A 14,977-nucleotide genomic window follows, 5' to 3' on the forward strand; every position below is an offset into this window, starting at 1 on the left:
ATTTAAAGATTTAGGAACTATAATGTAATTAGTCACAGTATTTATCGCCATCGGTAATAGTCCAGCCGAAATCATTGATTAGTTTTTGCTTAGCGGCTTCTCCATGACAATAGGTCGTATTACCTACATTAAATTTCACTCCTTTTTGTAGTGTAAGCTTACTCCAGGCATCTAATAAATTTTCGTAATGTCGTGCAGATAGGTTTGTCTTTGTGAGCATATCTTCCATATCAGTCACCTTAGACACATTCCAGTTACTCAAATCCTGATTAAAATTTATAGCTCCAGAAAACATAAAACTCATATCAGTGACATTAGATACATCCCAACTACTTATGTCCTGATTAAAACTTGTAGCTTCAAAAAACATACTTGCCATATCAGTTACTTTGGATAAATTAGGTGTATCAACAGCATTTACTACTAAATTTTCACAACGAGAAAAAGCACTGTTCATGGAAGTCCATACCTGACTTCCCCAATTTTCTACACTTTGTATTTTTAAACGGAATCGACCTAGTTCATCTGAAGGGAAATATATTCTTGGAAAATCTCCTGTTATGGAAACGGTATAGGTACCTGCTGTAGCATAACTATGAGTTGCACTACCTGTTTGGTTAGTATCTGTACTACCATCTCCCCAGTCTACAGAGTAATTATAGACTTCTTCTCTTTCTCCATTATTATCAACACCAGAAAAAATTGGTATCAGAATAGACTCATTGGCTTCTGTGGTTTTCCAGGTGGTTATAAAAGCAGTAGAGGGAGCATTTTTCACAGTTACCGTATACTTTTGTGTTGAACCATCTTCGGCAGTAACGGTAAACTCTACAGGGTTTGTGTAATCTCTAGCTACTGCAGGGTCTGGCGTAATGGTGGCTTTGTCTGCTATTTCTGTTGTCGCTGATAATGCAGTAACATTGGTTCCGCTAGGCAACTTCAAAGTAATCGTTTTATCATTTTCATTGATATTACCTGCTACATCATTTACTATAAACTTAGTAATTGCGTTAGCATTACTTAAAACAGTTACCATTACCGTATATTTTTGTGTTGAGTCATCTTCAGCTGTAACGGTAAATTCAACAGGGTTTGTGTAATCTCTAGCTACTGCAGGGTCTGGCATAATGGTGGCTTTGTCTGCTATTTCTGTTGTCGCTGATAATGCAGCAACATTGGTTCCGCTAGGCAACTTCAAAGTAATCGTTTTATCATTTTCATTGATATTACCTGCTACATCATTTACTATAAACTTAGTAATTGCATTAGCATTACTTAAAACAGTTACCATTACCGTATACTTTTGTGTTGAGCCATCTTCGGCAGTAACGGTAAATTCAACAGGGTTTGTGTAATCTCTAGCTACTACAGGGTCTGGTGAAATGGTGGCTTTGTCTGACAATTCTACCTCTGCTTTTAGAGAGGTTTTGTCTGTACCTGCTGACAATGTAATCTCCAGTGTTTTATTTTGTTGATTTACTGTGGCTTTAACATCATTTATGATAAATGATGTAAGTTCTTTTGCATTACTTCTTTTTACGTCTTCTTTTGAACAAGAAACAATAAACATTAATAATAATGTAATTAGGGGTATTCTAAATATATTCATACTATTTTTTATTTAAAGATTTAGGAACTACAATGTAATTAGTTACAGTTTTTACCGCCATCGGTAATAGTCCAGCCGAAATCATTGATTAGTTTTTGTCTAGCGGTTTCCCCATGACAATAAGTACTGTTAATTCCGCTAAATTTTACTCCTTTTTGTAGTGTAAGCTTACTCCAGACATCTAATAATGTATCGTAATGTTTTGTAGATAGCGTTACGTTTGCAAACATATCTTCCATATCAGTCACCTTAGATACATCCCATTTACTCAAATCCTGTTTAAAATTCATTGCATTCCTAAACATATTTCCCATGCCAGTCACATTAGACACATCCCATTTACTCAAATCCTGATTAAAATTTGTTGCATTCTTAAACATACTTACCATGGTAGTCACCCTAGATACATCCCATGTACTCAAATCCTGATTAAAATTTATAGCTCCAGAAAACATAGAACTCATATCTGTGACGTTAGAGACATTCCACCTACTTATATCCTGATTAAAATTTTTAGCTCCAAAAAACATACTTGCCATATCGGTTACTTTAAATAAATTAGGTGTATCAACAGCATTTACTACTAAATTTTCACAACGAGAAAAAGCACTGTTCATGGAAGTCCATACCTGGCTTCCCCAATTTTCTACACTTTGTATTTTTAAACGAAATCGACCTAGTTCATCTGAAGGGAAATATATTCTTGGAAAATCTCCTGTTATGGAAACGGTATAGGTGCCTGCTGTAGCATAGCTATGAGTTGCACTACCTGTTTGGTTAGTATCTGTACTACCATCTCCCCAATCTACAGAGTAATTATATACTTCTTCTGTTTCTCCATTATTGTCAACACCAAAAAAAATTGGTATCAGAATAGACTCATTGGCTTCGGTGGTTTTCCAGGTTGTTATAAATTCCGGGTTTTCTATTACATTATTATCATCCGATGAACAAGATAACAATGTGATACTTGTTAATACAAGTAATATTAAGTTCCACTGTTGTTTTAATGAAAAATTCATAGTGTATAAATTTTAAGATTATGGTTTAGTGGGTTACTCTTTTATATAATGGCGTATTTTTTGTATTCATTTCTTTATTCTTTTTTTTATTTCAATAGCATATTCGTATCCATTAAGATGGATGAGTTTTTATACTATTGAAATTTTTAGGGTTATTGGATTATAACTTTACTATATCCTTGTTTCCCTTGTACCGTTTTAACTTTTATCATAATTATTGGTCCAGGAAGTCTTTCTGTTTTTATGGTATTATTTTTTTGTTTTAGAAATTGCCTACCTGTAATATCAAAACAGGCAATTTCACTTATTGCTTCGTCTGCATCAATAATCAACTCATTGTTAGTATGACGTACAGATATTTTAACTTTTTGATTTTCTGTTACGGTAACATCAGGAATGTTTAAAGTATGGTTCTGTAAGTTTTGCGCAAAGAGCCAATCCATTACAGCTTGGTTGCCATAGGTTTTGGTCCAGGCATCATGATTTCCTTTCTTATAAAGCGTAAAACACATGTTTTGCTCTGGTTTTATAACGCCCATAGCAGCGCTCCAGCTTTGGTTCTCTATATCGAATTGCATCGTATAATCTGTATTGGCAACTGTGTTACCAGGTCCAAAAGGATATACATCCATCACGCTACCAGAGGTATTAGCTATTCTATTTACATTATCTATGGTCAAGCCTTTTCCAACTGAACGATCTAAGAAATTATGATGCGCCCAAACAGGTACTTTTTGTAGAAATGCTGAAGGGTTTCCTATTCTATTTGCGCCACAAATAGGCACTATAGCTGCAATTTTATCAGGATGAGCTTCTGCTGCTCTCCACGTACCACCACCACCGGCACTTAATCCTGTTACATAAACTCTATCTGTATCTACGGGGTATTTTGATATAAAATAATTATACAACCTTAAGAAGTCTGCACCATTAAAATAACCATAGGTCGCTTGCGGAGATATTACAATAGCTGGATAATGCCTTCCTGCTTCAATTCTTCTTGGAGGGCCATTTTTAAGGACTTTTGCCAAATCGCTAGATCCATTTCCTTTTTCGCCAATGCCATGGTAAAAGAAAACTATAGGGTATTTTTCTCCTGAGGTGGTACTAAAGTTTTGAGGCAGGTACTCATAAAATCCATAAGGCGGGTTATCTACGGCAGTATCCAACCTTACAGCAGTGTGAGAGCCTGCCGTTCCGTAAGGTGCTTGAGCATTAGTTTGTACACAAAAAGAAGACAGTACAATGACTAATGAAAATATAAATTTTTTCATAAAATAGGTTTTATAAATTGATGTTGGGTTTTGATTTTATAACAGAAATATTTTCTGCAAAGGGCACTAAAAACAATGGCTATTACTCTTGTAAAACGGTTTTATATTTAACATACCGTACTACTGCCGTAATTAAAGTGCTTGTTTTCAGGTTTATGATGATTTTTAATCGGGAAATCCTAAGGTTTAACATGAGAGAAATTCTTTTAGGCTGTTATTTATTATCTTTAAGAGTCTTCGGCAGTAATACAATTATACTTATAGGCCACAATACCATTAGAATCGTCCTGTGTATGTGTTTCAGAAGTGATATATCCATTTTCATCCAATTCATATGATATATCTGCACTTCCAGTAACCACGTTATTTTCGTCTTTATAAATAATCTTAATAGGTAAGTTCTTATTCGGGGTATTATAACCTAAAGCTACAAGTACTTCTGGTTCTACCTGTTTATTTATCAAACTTGTGTCATATTCATATTCCACGTAGTCGGTTTTTGATTCTTCTAAAGTAACTTTATTTGGTTCTGGTCCAACTGGGTCTACTTCACTTCTATGCAACCGATTAGTCTTTACCTCGATTAAATTACCATCCTTATAAGTATATGTTATATTATCAATAAATGAGTCTACAATTGTACCTGAGAGTAGATCAAAAATTCTAATAACCTGTTCTGTGTTTCTTTCAATCAAATATTTGTTATCATCATATTTATAAAATTCCCTAACTGTTTCTTCTCCCTGTTTAAGGAAAAATTGAATTTGGTTGTTTTGGAGAATATCATATGACGAGGTTCGTGTTTTGTTACCATCATTATCAAAATTGTTACAAACAACTCTACCTTCACTGTAAATATAATTTTGTGTACTTGTTTTTTCTCCTTCTTTATTAAACCATTCCGTTTGTATTAGTTGGCTTTCTTCATTATAATTATGTTTGCTTTCTATACCGTTTGAGTATTTAATACTTTTTGTTAAGCAACTCTTGGTTTTAGGAGAGATTGGCGGATCAACCGCATCATTATTTTCTGAACTACAGGAAAACAATGCTAATAATAGTAGGTAAAAAATTAAAATAGATTTGGTTTTCATAGCTTTTAAAATGTCTTTGCTTAGATATAAAGAATGGGTATTTCATGCATACTTTTCATAATTTATACTTTATTACACGAGCAAAACTATATCATTACATAGCAAAGCATTTGTCAAAAAACTTTTATTTTAATCTTTTAAGATGTTTTTTTTGAGGGGTTTAACAATAAAACAGGCCTCTTTTATCGCATGAATTCAATGAATACATGATATAGCAGTTAAATAAAAAAGCGGGAATAGATAGGAATTGTTATTTTATGCAATTACAAACAAAAACCTATTTTTAAAGTTTAAATTTAATACCACTATAAACTCCAAAAATATAAGGTTGAAAACTTGTATTATTTTCAAAAGCATTGGGTTGATACTTAAAAATAGGTTCTATATTAATTTGTACTCTTTTAGTTATATAATAATCAACTCCAAGACCTATATTTCCAGAAAAACTAGCAGTATTTACATTGTTTGTACTTCCTATTTGGCTTTTGCCTAATTCTGTAGCTATAAATACTTTATTTTTATCGGCATTTAAAATAAATGTGCTGATGCCACCTATAATAGAAACACCTATTTTTTTATCTATAATTTTATATGCCAGCTCAACTGGTATTTCTATATAATTTATTTGCTGTTGTAAGCTTCTAGGACCTTCTGTTTGTAAAATAGGGAGGTTGCTTAGTCCTATCCCCCCTCCTGGATCTTCTATTCCTCCATCTGGATTAGATTCTATATTTATAGCAATAGCATTACCTAATTTAAAAAGTTCGCTATTAGACAGCTCTTTTGTATATAAATTTACATTAACAGTACTTAAACCTGAACGGATTTCTATATTATTTGCAATTTTATAGCTTATTTTTATACCATAGCTTATATCACTTTTTGACGATTGAGGCTTGTTAGAAAAATTGGAATTTATTTGAGATCCTTTCGAAATAGAATTATATGCCAAAGGGGCTACTTGGGGCAGTAAAGTCCACCTGTTTTTTTCTTTCTTTTTGTTGTTATTGTTATCTTCTGCCCCCTCTTCTATGGCTTCTAAAAATGGGTCTTTGTTAATGTCTTGTGCTATTTCTATAGGGTTTAAAGGTTTTTCAGTAACTATTTCTTTTCCTGTTGCTATTACCGGATTAGATCCTATTTTTGATTTTTGATCTTTAGTTGCCCACCCAATAAGCCTATCTGCTTCTAAAAACGGTTCTTTGGTAATGCCTTGTACTATTTTTGTAGGGTTCGAAGATTCTTTAGGGGCTATTTCATTTACTATTGCTATTACTGGATTAGATTCTGTTTTTGACTTCTGATCTTTGGTAGAAACCCCAATAAGCTTATCTGCTTCTAAAAACGATTCTTTGGTAATGCCTTGCACTATTTTTGTAGGGTTCGAAGATTCTTTAGGGGCTATTTCTTTTACTGTTGCTATTACCGGATTAGATTCTGTTTTTAATTTTTGATCTTTAGTGGAAACCCCAATAAGCTCATCTGCTTCTAAAAACGATTCTTTGGTAATGCCTTGTACTATTTTTGTAGGATTTAAAGATTCTTTAGGGGCTATATCTTTTCCTGTTGCTATTACCGAATTAGATTCTGTTTTTGATTTTTGATCTTGTTGTGTAACTACAATCGGATTTGCATTAAAATTATTTTTATTACTAATGCCTTTAAATTCGTTTACCTGACTACTTGAATCTAATTGTTCTGTGTCATTCTCTGTATCTAATACATAATTACTTTCAACATCATCGGGACATAATTCTTCTTCATGATAAGGGGTAACTGTAATTCTATTTATATCGTTATTTTGTGAAGGCTCTTGTTTTAATATTAATAATAATACTAATGAGGCAGCTACACCAATAGGTAATAACCAAATTATTCTAGTCTTTTTCTTTTTCTTATTCTGAGGCAGGTTTTCCTCAATGCGATCCCATAAACTTTCACTATAAGGCAGCTTCAAGTCTTTCAACTTGTTTTTAACTAAATTTTCTAAATTTTTGTGCTCCTTATTTATCACTCTAAAGTACTTTTAACTTGATTTGGTTTTTATCTCTTTTCTTAATAGCGCTTTTGCTCTTGTTAAATTTGATTTTGAGGTACTAACCGCAATATTTAACAAATCTGCAATTTCTCTATGAGGCAAATCATCCAACACATACATATTAAAGACCAATCTGTATTGTTGTGGTAGTTCTTGGATTTTATCCAGCAAAAAATCAATGGAATATGCTTCAAAATCATACGTTTCTTCTGTTAAATCTTCAACAAAATCTTTACTTACAGGTAAAAAATGAATTTGTTTTTTTAAATGCGTTAATATTGTGTTTATACTTAACCTTTTTAACCAGCCTTCAAAAGAACCTTCCCCTTTAAATTGATGTATTTTATTAAATATTTTTATGAAAGATTCCTGAAATAAATCTTCTGCTAAAGCCTGATCCTTACAATACTTAATACATATCCCCATAAGTGTAGGTGCAAACATCTCATAAAGTTCCTTTTGAGCCTTAATATTGTTTTCCTGACACTTTTTTATTAAATCCTCTATACTCAAAAACCAAAACTAAATTTAAAACAATTGTTTGTTAAATCATGAATTTCATATAATTAAAACTACCGTAAAAATTTAAAAATAAATACAGTCTATATACTATAGACTGTACTTTTTATAAAAGGCTGCGTACATTTTTTTTTGCGCAGCCTTTTATAAAAAATGAAGTCTACATAATCGAACATGCCTATGTAAAATACATTAAAACACTTACTTAATTATGACTGAAATTGCCCCCACAAATTTTGAAAATATTTATTATGAACATTTTTCAAGAAAAAAATCAAAAACACCCCCTACCTATTCCAATAAAAAAAATTATGTAACCCGATTTAATTGTATGTTAGACCATTTTCAGTTTAACGAAAACAGTTTAACTATTGCCTATATAAAGCAGGGCAAAGGTAATTTTTTATTAGAAAAAAAACGTTTAGCTATAAATAATAACAAAGTTGTGGTTGCAAATCATGGCCTTGGTTGGGAATACATAAATGCAGGCAATAAAAAGCTAGATTTACTGTGCTTTGTAATATCTGAAAACTTCTTGAATGAATTTTCATTTTGCTGTAACACTAAAACAAAAAGTTTATTAGATCCGCCTTTACAAAAAGACCTAAAAGATTTTTTATTCATAGAGAGGTCCTATAATACAGATTTATATCCTACCGGAAAGTTATTAAAATCGATATATGAATGTACAAATATGGGAGGTTTTAATATTTTAGATGCTAAAGAGTTAACTATTGAAATGTTACAAAGCCTATATAGAGATCAATATTATGCTTATTTGTCTGCGAGTAAAATTCAGTTACAAAAAAAAACGGCTAAAATAGAAACCTTTAAAAGGTTGCTTTTGGCTTATGAATACATTAATGACAATTACGATAAAAACATTTCTATAGATGAGCTTTCGAAAGTTTCTTCTCTTTCTGAATTTCATTTGTACAATTCATTTAAGCTTATTTTTAAAAGAACACCACACCAGTACATTTTAACTCTAAAAATGCAAATGGCAAAAACTTATTTAAGAGAAAAAAAACATACATTAACGGATATTGCCATAATGCTAAGTTTTCCTAATTTATCGACTTTTAGTAAACTCTTTAAAAAAACATATGGAATCTCACCTAGCCAATATGCTTTATAACAGTTATGATTATAAGATAATTTTACTTACACAACTAAAAATTAGTTATAAATAATTTACATCCGCAACTGCTTCTGTTTTTCATTAATATAACGTCAAGGTCGATATATTGAATACTGATAATCAGTTTTTTGAGAGATTTTAAAGATGAAACCTTTACAATTTCGACGAGGAACGAGGAGAAATCTCATCATAATGGGATGTCTCGTCGCTCATGCTTCGCTCCCTGCCAGCCGACAGCTACGGTGTCCCCACAAATACGGCTTTATATTAAACAATAATTTTAGAAAGATAGACACTAATTCCACGAATTATCACAAATGGCTCTAAATATAAATTATTTACAAATAAGTAATTTAAGTTTATTTATTAATAAATTAAAGTGCGAAAAATATAATAGAATTAAATCGGGTTTGGATTGTAAAAACAGACCGAAAGTCTGATTCGTGATTATGAATAGTATAGAGAGTTATCCATTATATTGAGGTTTTATTCGTGTAAATCTGTGTAATTCGTGGCTTGATTAAAAAGATGTGGGTACACCGTAGCAGCCGAGTAGGTGTAGACATTACAAAAAACTGTATTTCAATGTTTTAATTTAGTTTTTTTTCTGTATAACTTACATCGAATACGTTAATATAAGTGATTTAGCATACTTATAAAGGTTATGGTAACTAGGGAGTAGTTGTGTTGGTTGCACAAAATATGAGGCTTTTTGCTTAAGATAACTATTTAATATTTTATTTAACCCTTTGAGAATCCCTTTTCCATATTCCAATTAAAAAAATTAACTTGCGGCCATATAACTAAGAATTAGGGTATTCATTTTTTATTTAAAAAATAAAAAGTGCCTTACACTTATAATTTGATATGCCATGCCTCAAAAAAAAAATCATTTTAAAGTTATTTTCTTTTTAATTAGCCTTTATATTGTTGCTTGCAGCAATGATGATATAACATCTGAGACTAATAATTTAACTTCAGAAAAAGAAGCCCTGATTGCCATATACAATGCAAATCCTGATAACAATTTAAATTGGGATATTACAAAAGATATATCCAATTGGCAAGGAGTAGATATTGAAAATGGAAAAGTAGTAGGTCTTTCTTTCACGGGAAAACTTGATGATGGTATAGATAATGAGCAATCGGGCTCGGATACCGGTATTCAAATTATAGATGAAAATGAATCCGATCCAAGAATTGACGCTCCTGAGCCAGTTTCAATAAATCATATTCCTGAAGAAATAAAAGGCTTAATACACCTTAGAAGCCTTAAATTTAATAATTTAAAAATTAAAAACTTCCCAGGGGCAATGGGAAAACTTGAACAACTAGAGGTATTAAGTATAATAGGTTGTGAAATTACAAGTTTGCCCGTAGCAGTTTATAACTTAAGCAACTTAAACATCCTTAACGTTTCTAAAAATCAGATTAAATCTATTAAACCTACTATAAGTAACTTGAAAAAATTAGAAATTTTACATTTGGATGAAAATCAATTAAGTGATATCCCCGAATCTATGGATAAACTTACCGAACTCAAAGTACTCTGGCTATCAAATAACAACTTCAGTAACTTCCCTAAACCTATAACTAATATTAAAAAACTTCGTCATTTATCTCTAAATAATAATTTATTAACTGAAATTCCAGAGTCTTTAGAAAACTTAAGTCAATTAGAAAGTTTGCTATTGAAAAACAATCTTTTAACCAACATGCCTGAATCTATTTCTAAATTAGACCATTTATCTTCTTTAGATTTAAGTAATAATAGCTTAACAAGCTTTCCTTCTATTTCACCAGATAATATATTTTTTGATTTAAATTTAGAAAATAATGGTTTGACTACATTACCCGCTTCAATTGAAAATTTCGTCATCAGATCTTTTAATTTGGATAAAAATCAATTAAAAGAACTTCCTAAAGAAATTGGAAGCATTCAAAATTTACAAATCCTATCATTATCAAGAAATCAGCTTTCTCAGTTACCTGTAGAAATCAGATTGCTTGAAAAGCTTCGTATACTTGATTTAAGCCATAATCAATTTACCAGTTTCCCTGAAGAAACAATAGGGTTACCCGTAGATTTAACAGGAAATCCTTTTTCTTCAAGATAATAATTCTTAATCAAGAGATAATAAAAATTATTGATTAGTGTCACATACGTTTATACAGAAAACAAACTAAATCGATTGTCAAAAACTTTTTTAAAGCTACTTTTACATTTAATAAAGCCCATTAATTCGCCTCAATTAAAAGATTATTCGCTATGCAAAAAAAGCATGTTATCATAAAAAACATCTTTGTTTTAATTTGTGTTTGTTTTACTGCTTGCAATAATGATGATCAAATTATTGATGCTGGTGCTAAGACACCTCTTTCAGATAAAGAGGTTCTTATTGCCATATATAATGCAAATCCTGATAACAATTTAAATTGGGATATTACTAAAAGTATTTCCTCCTGGCAAGGTGTACAAGTTAGAGATGGTAGAGTAGTAGAGTTACATTTAGATCGTTTTAGTTCTCCTATTATCATCATAGATAATAATACTTCTGAGACCTCTGATTCATCTGAAATTTCAATAAGTCATATTCCTGAAGAAATAGGTTGCTTAACCAATTTAGAGCGGCTTAGTTTTTCACATATAGACATAAAAGGGCTTCCAGAAACAATAAAAGACCTGCAAAATTTAGAGAGTCTAGATATTGTGGGCACTAAAATCACTGAGATACCAGAATCTATTTATAGTTTAAGTAACTTAGAATTTTTAAGTTTAAGAAATACCAAAATTAAATCAATAGACCCTGGCATAGGCAATTTAAGTAAGCTTAAAGGTTTATTTTTAGAGGCTAATGGGTTAAGCAAAATCCCAATAAGTATTGGAAAACTTACACAGCTAGAATATCTTTTTTTAAGAAATAATCAGTTAAGCGAAATTCCCAAGTCTATTGAAAACCTAAAACATTTAAGAGGACTATACTTAGATAATAATCTGTTGCGTAGTATACCTGAATCGATATCAGGATTAGTTAATTTGAAATCACTAAACTTGGAAAACAACCGGTTACGTAGTATGCCTGAATCGATATCTAAATTAGTTAATTTGGAATTACTATACTTGGATTATAACCAGTTAAGTAATATGCCTGAATCGATTTCAAAATTAGTTAACTTAAACTTACTAAGTTTGGATTATAACCAGTTGAGTAATATACCTGAATCTTTTTTTTCTGCTCCTTTTTTAAACCTTGGTAAAGTAAGCATAAATTATAATCAATTAAAGGAACTGCCAGAAGGAATAGGACAGATTGAAACACTAAGAGTTTTGGAATTGTCAGTAAACAAAATTACTGAACTACCAAAAGGAATCGGACAGCTTAAGCAATTGGAAACATTAGATTTATCTTATAACAGATTACATACACTGCCTCAAGAAATAGAGCTATTAACATCGCTAGAAACTATCAATTTAAGCTTCAATCAGTTTACTAGTTTTCCTAAAGAGTTAGTAAAACTAACTAATGGAGGTATTAATATAGATTTAACAGGAAACCCTTTTCTTCAAGATAGTAATTAAGAGATAAGAATTATTGATTATCATCATTTTCACTTATATACTTCTTAATGATGACAATATTTATTAAAAATTTGTATTTAATTCTCCATTTCTAATTTTCATGTACCCGTTGGTGGATCGTGTCCCTTAACTAGCTGCGTGGTCAGAACCTGTTGTACCTCCTCTTAAAACAAAAAACTTTTCCTACGTAAGCACAATATTAATTTTGTAATAATGTTTATAGGGTGCCACATACGTTTATACAAAAAAATAAACTAAATCGGTTGTCAAAAACTTTTTAAAGTTACTTTTGCATTTAATAAAGCCTATTAATTAGCCTCAATTAAAAGTTTATTTGCCATGTACAAAAAACATATTATCATAAAAAGTATCTTTTTTTTAATTTGTGTTTGTTTTACTGCTTGTAATAATGATGATCAAATTATTGATGCTGGTGCTAACATACCTCTTTCAGATAAAGAAGTCCTGATTGCCATATACAATGCAAATCCTGATAACAATTTAAATTGGGATATTACCAAAAGTATTTCCTCCTGGCAAGGTGTACAAGTTAGAGATGGCAAAGTGGTAGGGTTATCTTTAGCTGGAAAAAATCCTGATTTTAGTCTTCCTATTATCATAGATAATAATCCTATATCAAGTACTTCTGAGCCATCTGATTTATCAGAAATTTCAATAAGTAATATTCCTGAAGAAATAGGTTCCTTAACCAATTTAGAGTGGGTTCATTTTTCATATATAGACATAAAAGGGCTTCCAGAAACAATAAAGAGCCTGCAAAATTTAAAAAGCCTAGAAATAGAAGGCACTAAAATTACTGAGATACCAAAATTTATTTATAGTTTAAGTAACTTAGAAAACTTAAGTTTATTAAATACCAAAATTAAATCAATAGACCCTGGCATAGGTAACTTAAGTAAGCTTAAATATTTATTTTTAGAGGCTAATGAGCTAAACAAAATCCCTGTAACTATTGGAAAACTTACACAGCTAGAGTATCTTTCTTTAGAAAATAATCAGTTAAACGAAATTCCCAAGTCTATAGGAAACCTAAAATATTTAAGAGGACTATACTTAGATAATAACCTATTGAGTAGTATACCTGAATCGATATCAAAATTAGTTGATTTGGAATCACTGGACTTGGAGAACAACCAGTTGCGTAGTATACCCGAATCGATATCAAAATTAGTTAATTTGGAATCACTAGACTTGGACAACAACCTATTGAGCAGTATGCCTGAATCGATATCAAAACTAGTCAACTTAAACTTACTAAGCATGGATAATAACCAGTTGAGCAATATACCTGAATCTTTTTTTTCTAATCCTTTTTCAAACCTTTTTAGAGTAAGTATAAATAACAATCAATTAAAGGAACTGCCAGAAGGAATAGGAGAAATTAAAATGCTAGACGTTTTGGAGTTTTCAGGAAATCAAATTACTAAATTACCAAAAGGAATAGGAGAAATTGAAACACTAAAAGTTTTGGAATTGTCAGGAAACCAAATTACTGAACTACCAAAAGAAATTGGACGGCTTAAGCAATTAAAAACATTAGATTTATCTCGAAACCAATTACATACACTGCCTCAAGAAATAGAGCAATTATCATCGCTATTAACTATCAATTTAAGCTTTAATCAGTTTACTAGTTTTCCTAAAGAGTTAGATAAATTCACTAATGGAGATGTTGATGTAGATTTAACAGGAAACCCTTTTAAACCAATTAAGAATTAAAACTACCTCAATATATATCTTTGTATTCTATTATGGGGATTAGAATATAGTGACCATCTTACTAGAATTTTTACAATGTGTGATCTATAAACTTTAGTATCCTTCCTACAGTACTTCTTTCTTTTGACGAAATTATAACGCAATAAAAAGTGATTTCTAGTGAATTGTTTCGAATTCAACTGAAAACAAAAAAAGCATACTTACAAATTCAAGCAAGCTTGATTTGACGTACACTTTTTTGTTTATTTGTGACCGCGGAGGGATTCGAACCCCCAACCCTCAGAGCCGAAATCTGATATTCTATCCAATTGAACTACGCAGCCATAAATCCCTGCAAAAGCAGGGATCTCTATATTTTAAATTGTCATTTTAAATTATAAAACATTGCTTTATCTAGTGAATTCTTGCCTTTTACCGAAACAAGTTCGGCACATGCCGCAGGAATAACAAGCAATTACATAAAACTTAAGACAATTTAGCCTTTACAATATTAGAAATGGTTTTACCATCTGCTTTACCAGCTAATTCCTTGCTAACAATACCCATAACCTTACCCATATCCTTCATACCTTCTGCTCCTACTTTATCTATGGTTGCAACAACAACTTTCTCAATATCCTCTTCGCTTAGGGCTTCAGGTAAAAACTGAGCAATAATATCTGCTTCTGCTAATTCCGGAGCAGCTAAATCTTCACGACCTTGTTCCGTATAAACAGCAGCACTATCTCGTCGTTGTTTTACTTGTTTTTGAAGTATTTTAAGCTCTTGTTCTTCAGTTAAATCTTCTTTAGCACCACTTTCTGTTTGTGCTAACAAAATAGCAGACTTTACGGCACGTAGAGCTGTTAAAGCTGTTTGATCTTTTGCCTTCATTGCTTCTTTTAAAGCAGACATAACATCTTGTTGTAAACTCATGGTAAATTTTATTTGAATGCGAAGATATGAAAAAGTGGGCAGTCT

Annotated in this window: 11 protein-coding genes and 1 tRNA gene; 4 read left to right on the forward strand and 8 right to left on the reverse strand. The window is 31.2% G+C overall.

The window, feature by feature from the left end:
• Positions 1 to 28: 28 nt before the first annotated feature.
• From C1H87_RS07405 to C1H87_RS07430, 6 genes are all read right to left on the reverse strand, one after another.
• Positions 29 to 1,609, reverse strand: a complete 1,581-nt coding sequence (locus C1H87_RS07405) for a DUF5018 domain-containing protein (protein WP_102755201.1) — start codon at positions 1,607 to 1,609, stop codon at positions 29 to 31.
• Between the two features lie 38 nt (positions 1,610 to 1,647).
• On the reverse strand, positions 1,648 to 2,631 hold the full coding sequence (locus C1H87_RS07410) for a BspA family leucine-rich repeat surface protein (RefSeq protein ID WP_102755202.1): 984 nt from the start codon (positions 2,629 to 2,631) through the stop codon (positions 1,648 to 1,650).
• 152 nt (positions 2,632 to 2,783) lie between these two features.
• Positions 2,784 to 3,905, reverse strand: coding sequence for a carboxylesterase family protein (locus C1H87_RS07415; protein WP_102755203.1), 1,122 nt, complete (start codon positions 3,903 to 3,905; stop codon positions 2,784 to 2,786).
• 227 nt (positions 3,906 to 4,132) lie between these two features.
• Positions 4,133 to 4,999 (reverse strand): hypothetical protein, encoded by an 867-nt coding sequence (locus tag C1H87_RS07420; RefSeq protein WP_102755204.1) that lies wholly within the window; start codon positions 4,997 to 4,999, stop codon positions 4,133 to 4,135.
• Between the two features lie 283 nt (positions 5,000 to 5,282).
• The gene (locus C1H87_RS07425; protein ID WP_158655153.1) at positions 5,283 to 6,965 is read right to left on the reverse strand and encodes a porin family protein; all 1,683 of its coding nucleotides are present in this window, start codon (positions 6,963 to 6,965) and stop codon (positions 5,283 to 5,285) included.
• A gap of 60 nt (positions 6,966 to 7,025) precedes the next feature.
• A complete protein-coding gene (locus C1H87_RS07430) occupies positions 7,026 to 7,550 on the reverse strand; it encodes an RNA polymerase sigma factor (protein WP_102755206.1) in 525 nt (174 codons plus the stop codon).
• Between the two features lie 217 nt (positions 7,551 to 7,767).
• On the opposite strand from C1H87_RS07430, the gene C1H87_RS07435 reads away from it, so the two are divergent.
• The 4 genes from C1H87_RS07435 (at position 7,768) to C1H87_RS07450 (ending at position 14,017) form a co-directional block, all read left to right on the forward strand.
• On the forward strand, positions 7,768 to 8,694 hold the full coding sequence (locus C1H87_RS07435; RefSeq protein WP_102755207.1) for a helix-turn-helix transcriptional regulator: 927 nt from the start codon (positions 7,768 to 7,770) through the stop codon (positions 8,692 to 8,694).
• An 875-nt stretch (positions 8,695 to 9,569) separates the two neighbouring features.
• Positions 9,570 to 10,814 carry a leucine-rich repeat domain-containing protein gene (locus C1H87_RS07440; protein ID WP_102755208.1) on the forward strand — a complete coding sequence of 415 codons (1,245 nt, stop codon included), beginning with the start codon at positions 9,570 to 9,572 and terminating at the stop codon, positions 10,812 to 10,814.
• A 152-nt stretch (positions 10,815 to 10,966) separates the two neighbouring features.
• Positions 10,967 to 12,277 carry a leucine-rich repeat domain-containing protein gene (locus tag C1H87_RS07445; RefSeq protein ID WP_102755209.1) on the forward strand — a complete coding sequence of 437 codons (1,311 nt, stop codon included), beginning with the start codon at positions 10,967 to 10,969 and terminating at the stop codon, positions 12,275 to 12,277.
• Positions 12,278 to 12,616: 339 nt separating this feature from the next.
• Entirely contained in the window at positions 12,617 to 14,017 is a 1,401-nt protein-coding gene (locus C1H87_RS07450) for a leucine-rich repeat domain-containing protein (protein ID WP_102755210.1), read from the forward strand.
• A 249-nt stretch (positions 14,018 to 14,266) separates the two neighbouring features.
• On the opposite strand, the gene C1H87_RS07455 is transcribed toward C1H87_RS07450, so the two are convergent.
• Both C1H87_RS07455 and C1H87_RS07460 read right to left on the reverse strand, forming a co-directional pair.
• Positions 14,267 to 14,340: transfer RNA gene (locus C1H87_RS07455), tRNA-Arg, on the reverse strand.
• 142 nt (positions 14,341 to 14,482) lie between these two features.
• Positions 14,483 to 14,932 (reverse strand): GatB/YqeY domain-containing protein, encoded by a 450-nt coding sequence (locus tag C1H87_RS07460; RefSeq protein ID WP_102755211.1) that lies wholly within the window; start codon positions 14,930 to 14,932, stop codon positions 14,483 to 14,485.
• Positions 14,933 to 14,977 lie beyond the last annotated feature (45 nt).

Source organism: Flavivirga eckloniae (genome assembly GCF_002886045.1).
Taxonomy (GTDB): domain Bacteria; phylum Bacteroidota; class Bacteroidia; order Flavobacteriales; family Flavobacteriaceae; genus Flavivirga; species Flavivirga eckloniae.

What these genes read in the sequence shown, in the direction of transcription:
- C1H87_RS07450 (WP_102755210.1), top strand. Translation starts at nt 12,617, where the DNA reads ATGTACAAAAAACATATTATCATAAAAAGTATCTTTTTTTTAATTTGT.
- C1H87_RS07405 (WP_102755201.1), bottom strand. Translation starts at nt 1,609, where the DNA reads ATGAATATATTTAGAATACCCCTAATTACATTATTATTAATGTTTATT.
- C1H87_RS07435 (WP_102755207.1), top strand. Translation starts at nt 7,768, where the DNA reads ATGACTGAAATTGCCCCCACAAATTTTGAAAATATTTATTATGAACAT.
- C1H87_RS07420 (WP_102755204.1), bottom strand. Translation starts at nt 4,999, where the DNA reads ATGAAAACCAAATCTATTTTAATTTTTTACCTACTATTATTAGCATTG.
- C1H87_RS07460 (WP_102755211.1), bottom strand. Translation starts at nt 14,932, where the DNA reads ATGAGTTTACAACAAGATGTTATGTCTGCTTTAAAAGAAGCAATGAAG.
- C1H87_RS07415 (WP_102755203.1), bottom strand. Translation starts at nt 3,905, where the DNA reads ATGAAAAAATTTATATTTTCATTAGTCATTGTACTGTCTTCTTTTTGT.
- C1H87_RS07445 (WP_102755209.1), top strand. Translation starts at nt 10,967, where the DNA reads ATGCAAAAAAAGCATGTTATCATAAAAAACATCTTTGTTTTAATTTGT.
- C1H87_RS07410 (WP_102755202.1), bottom strand. Translation starts at nt 2,631, where the DNA reads ATGAATTTTTCATTAAAACAACAGTGGAACTTAATATTACTTGTATTA.
- C1H87_RS07440 (WP_102755208.1), top strand. Translation starts at nt 9,570, where the DNA reads ATGCCTCAAAAAAAAAATCATTTTAAAGTTATTTTCTTTTTAATTAGC.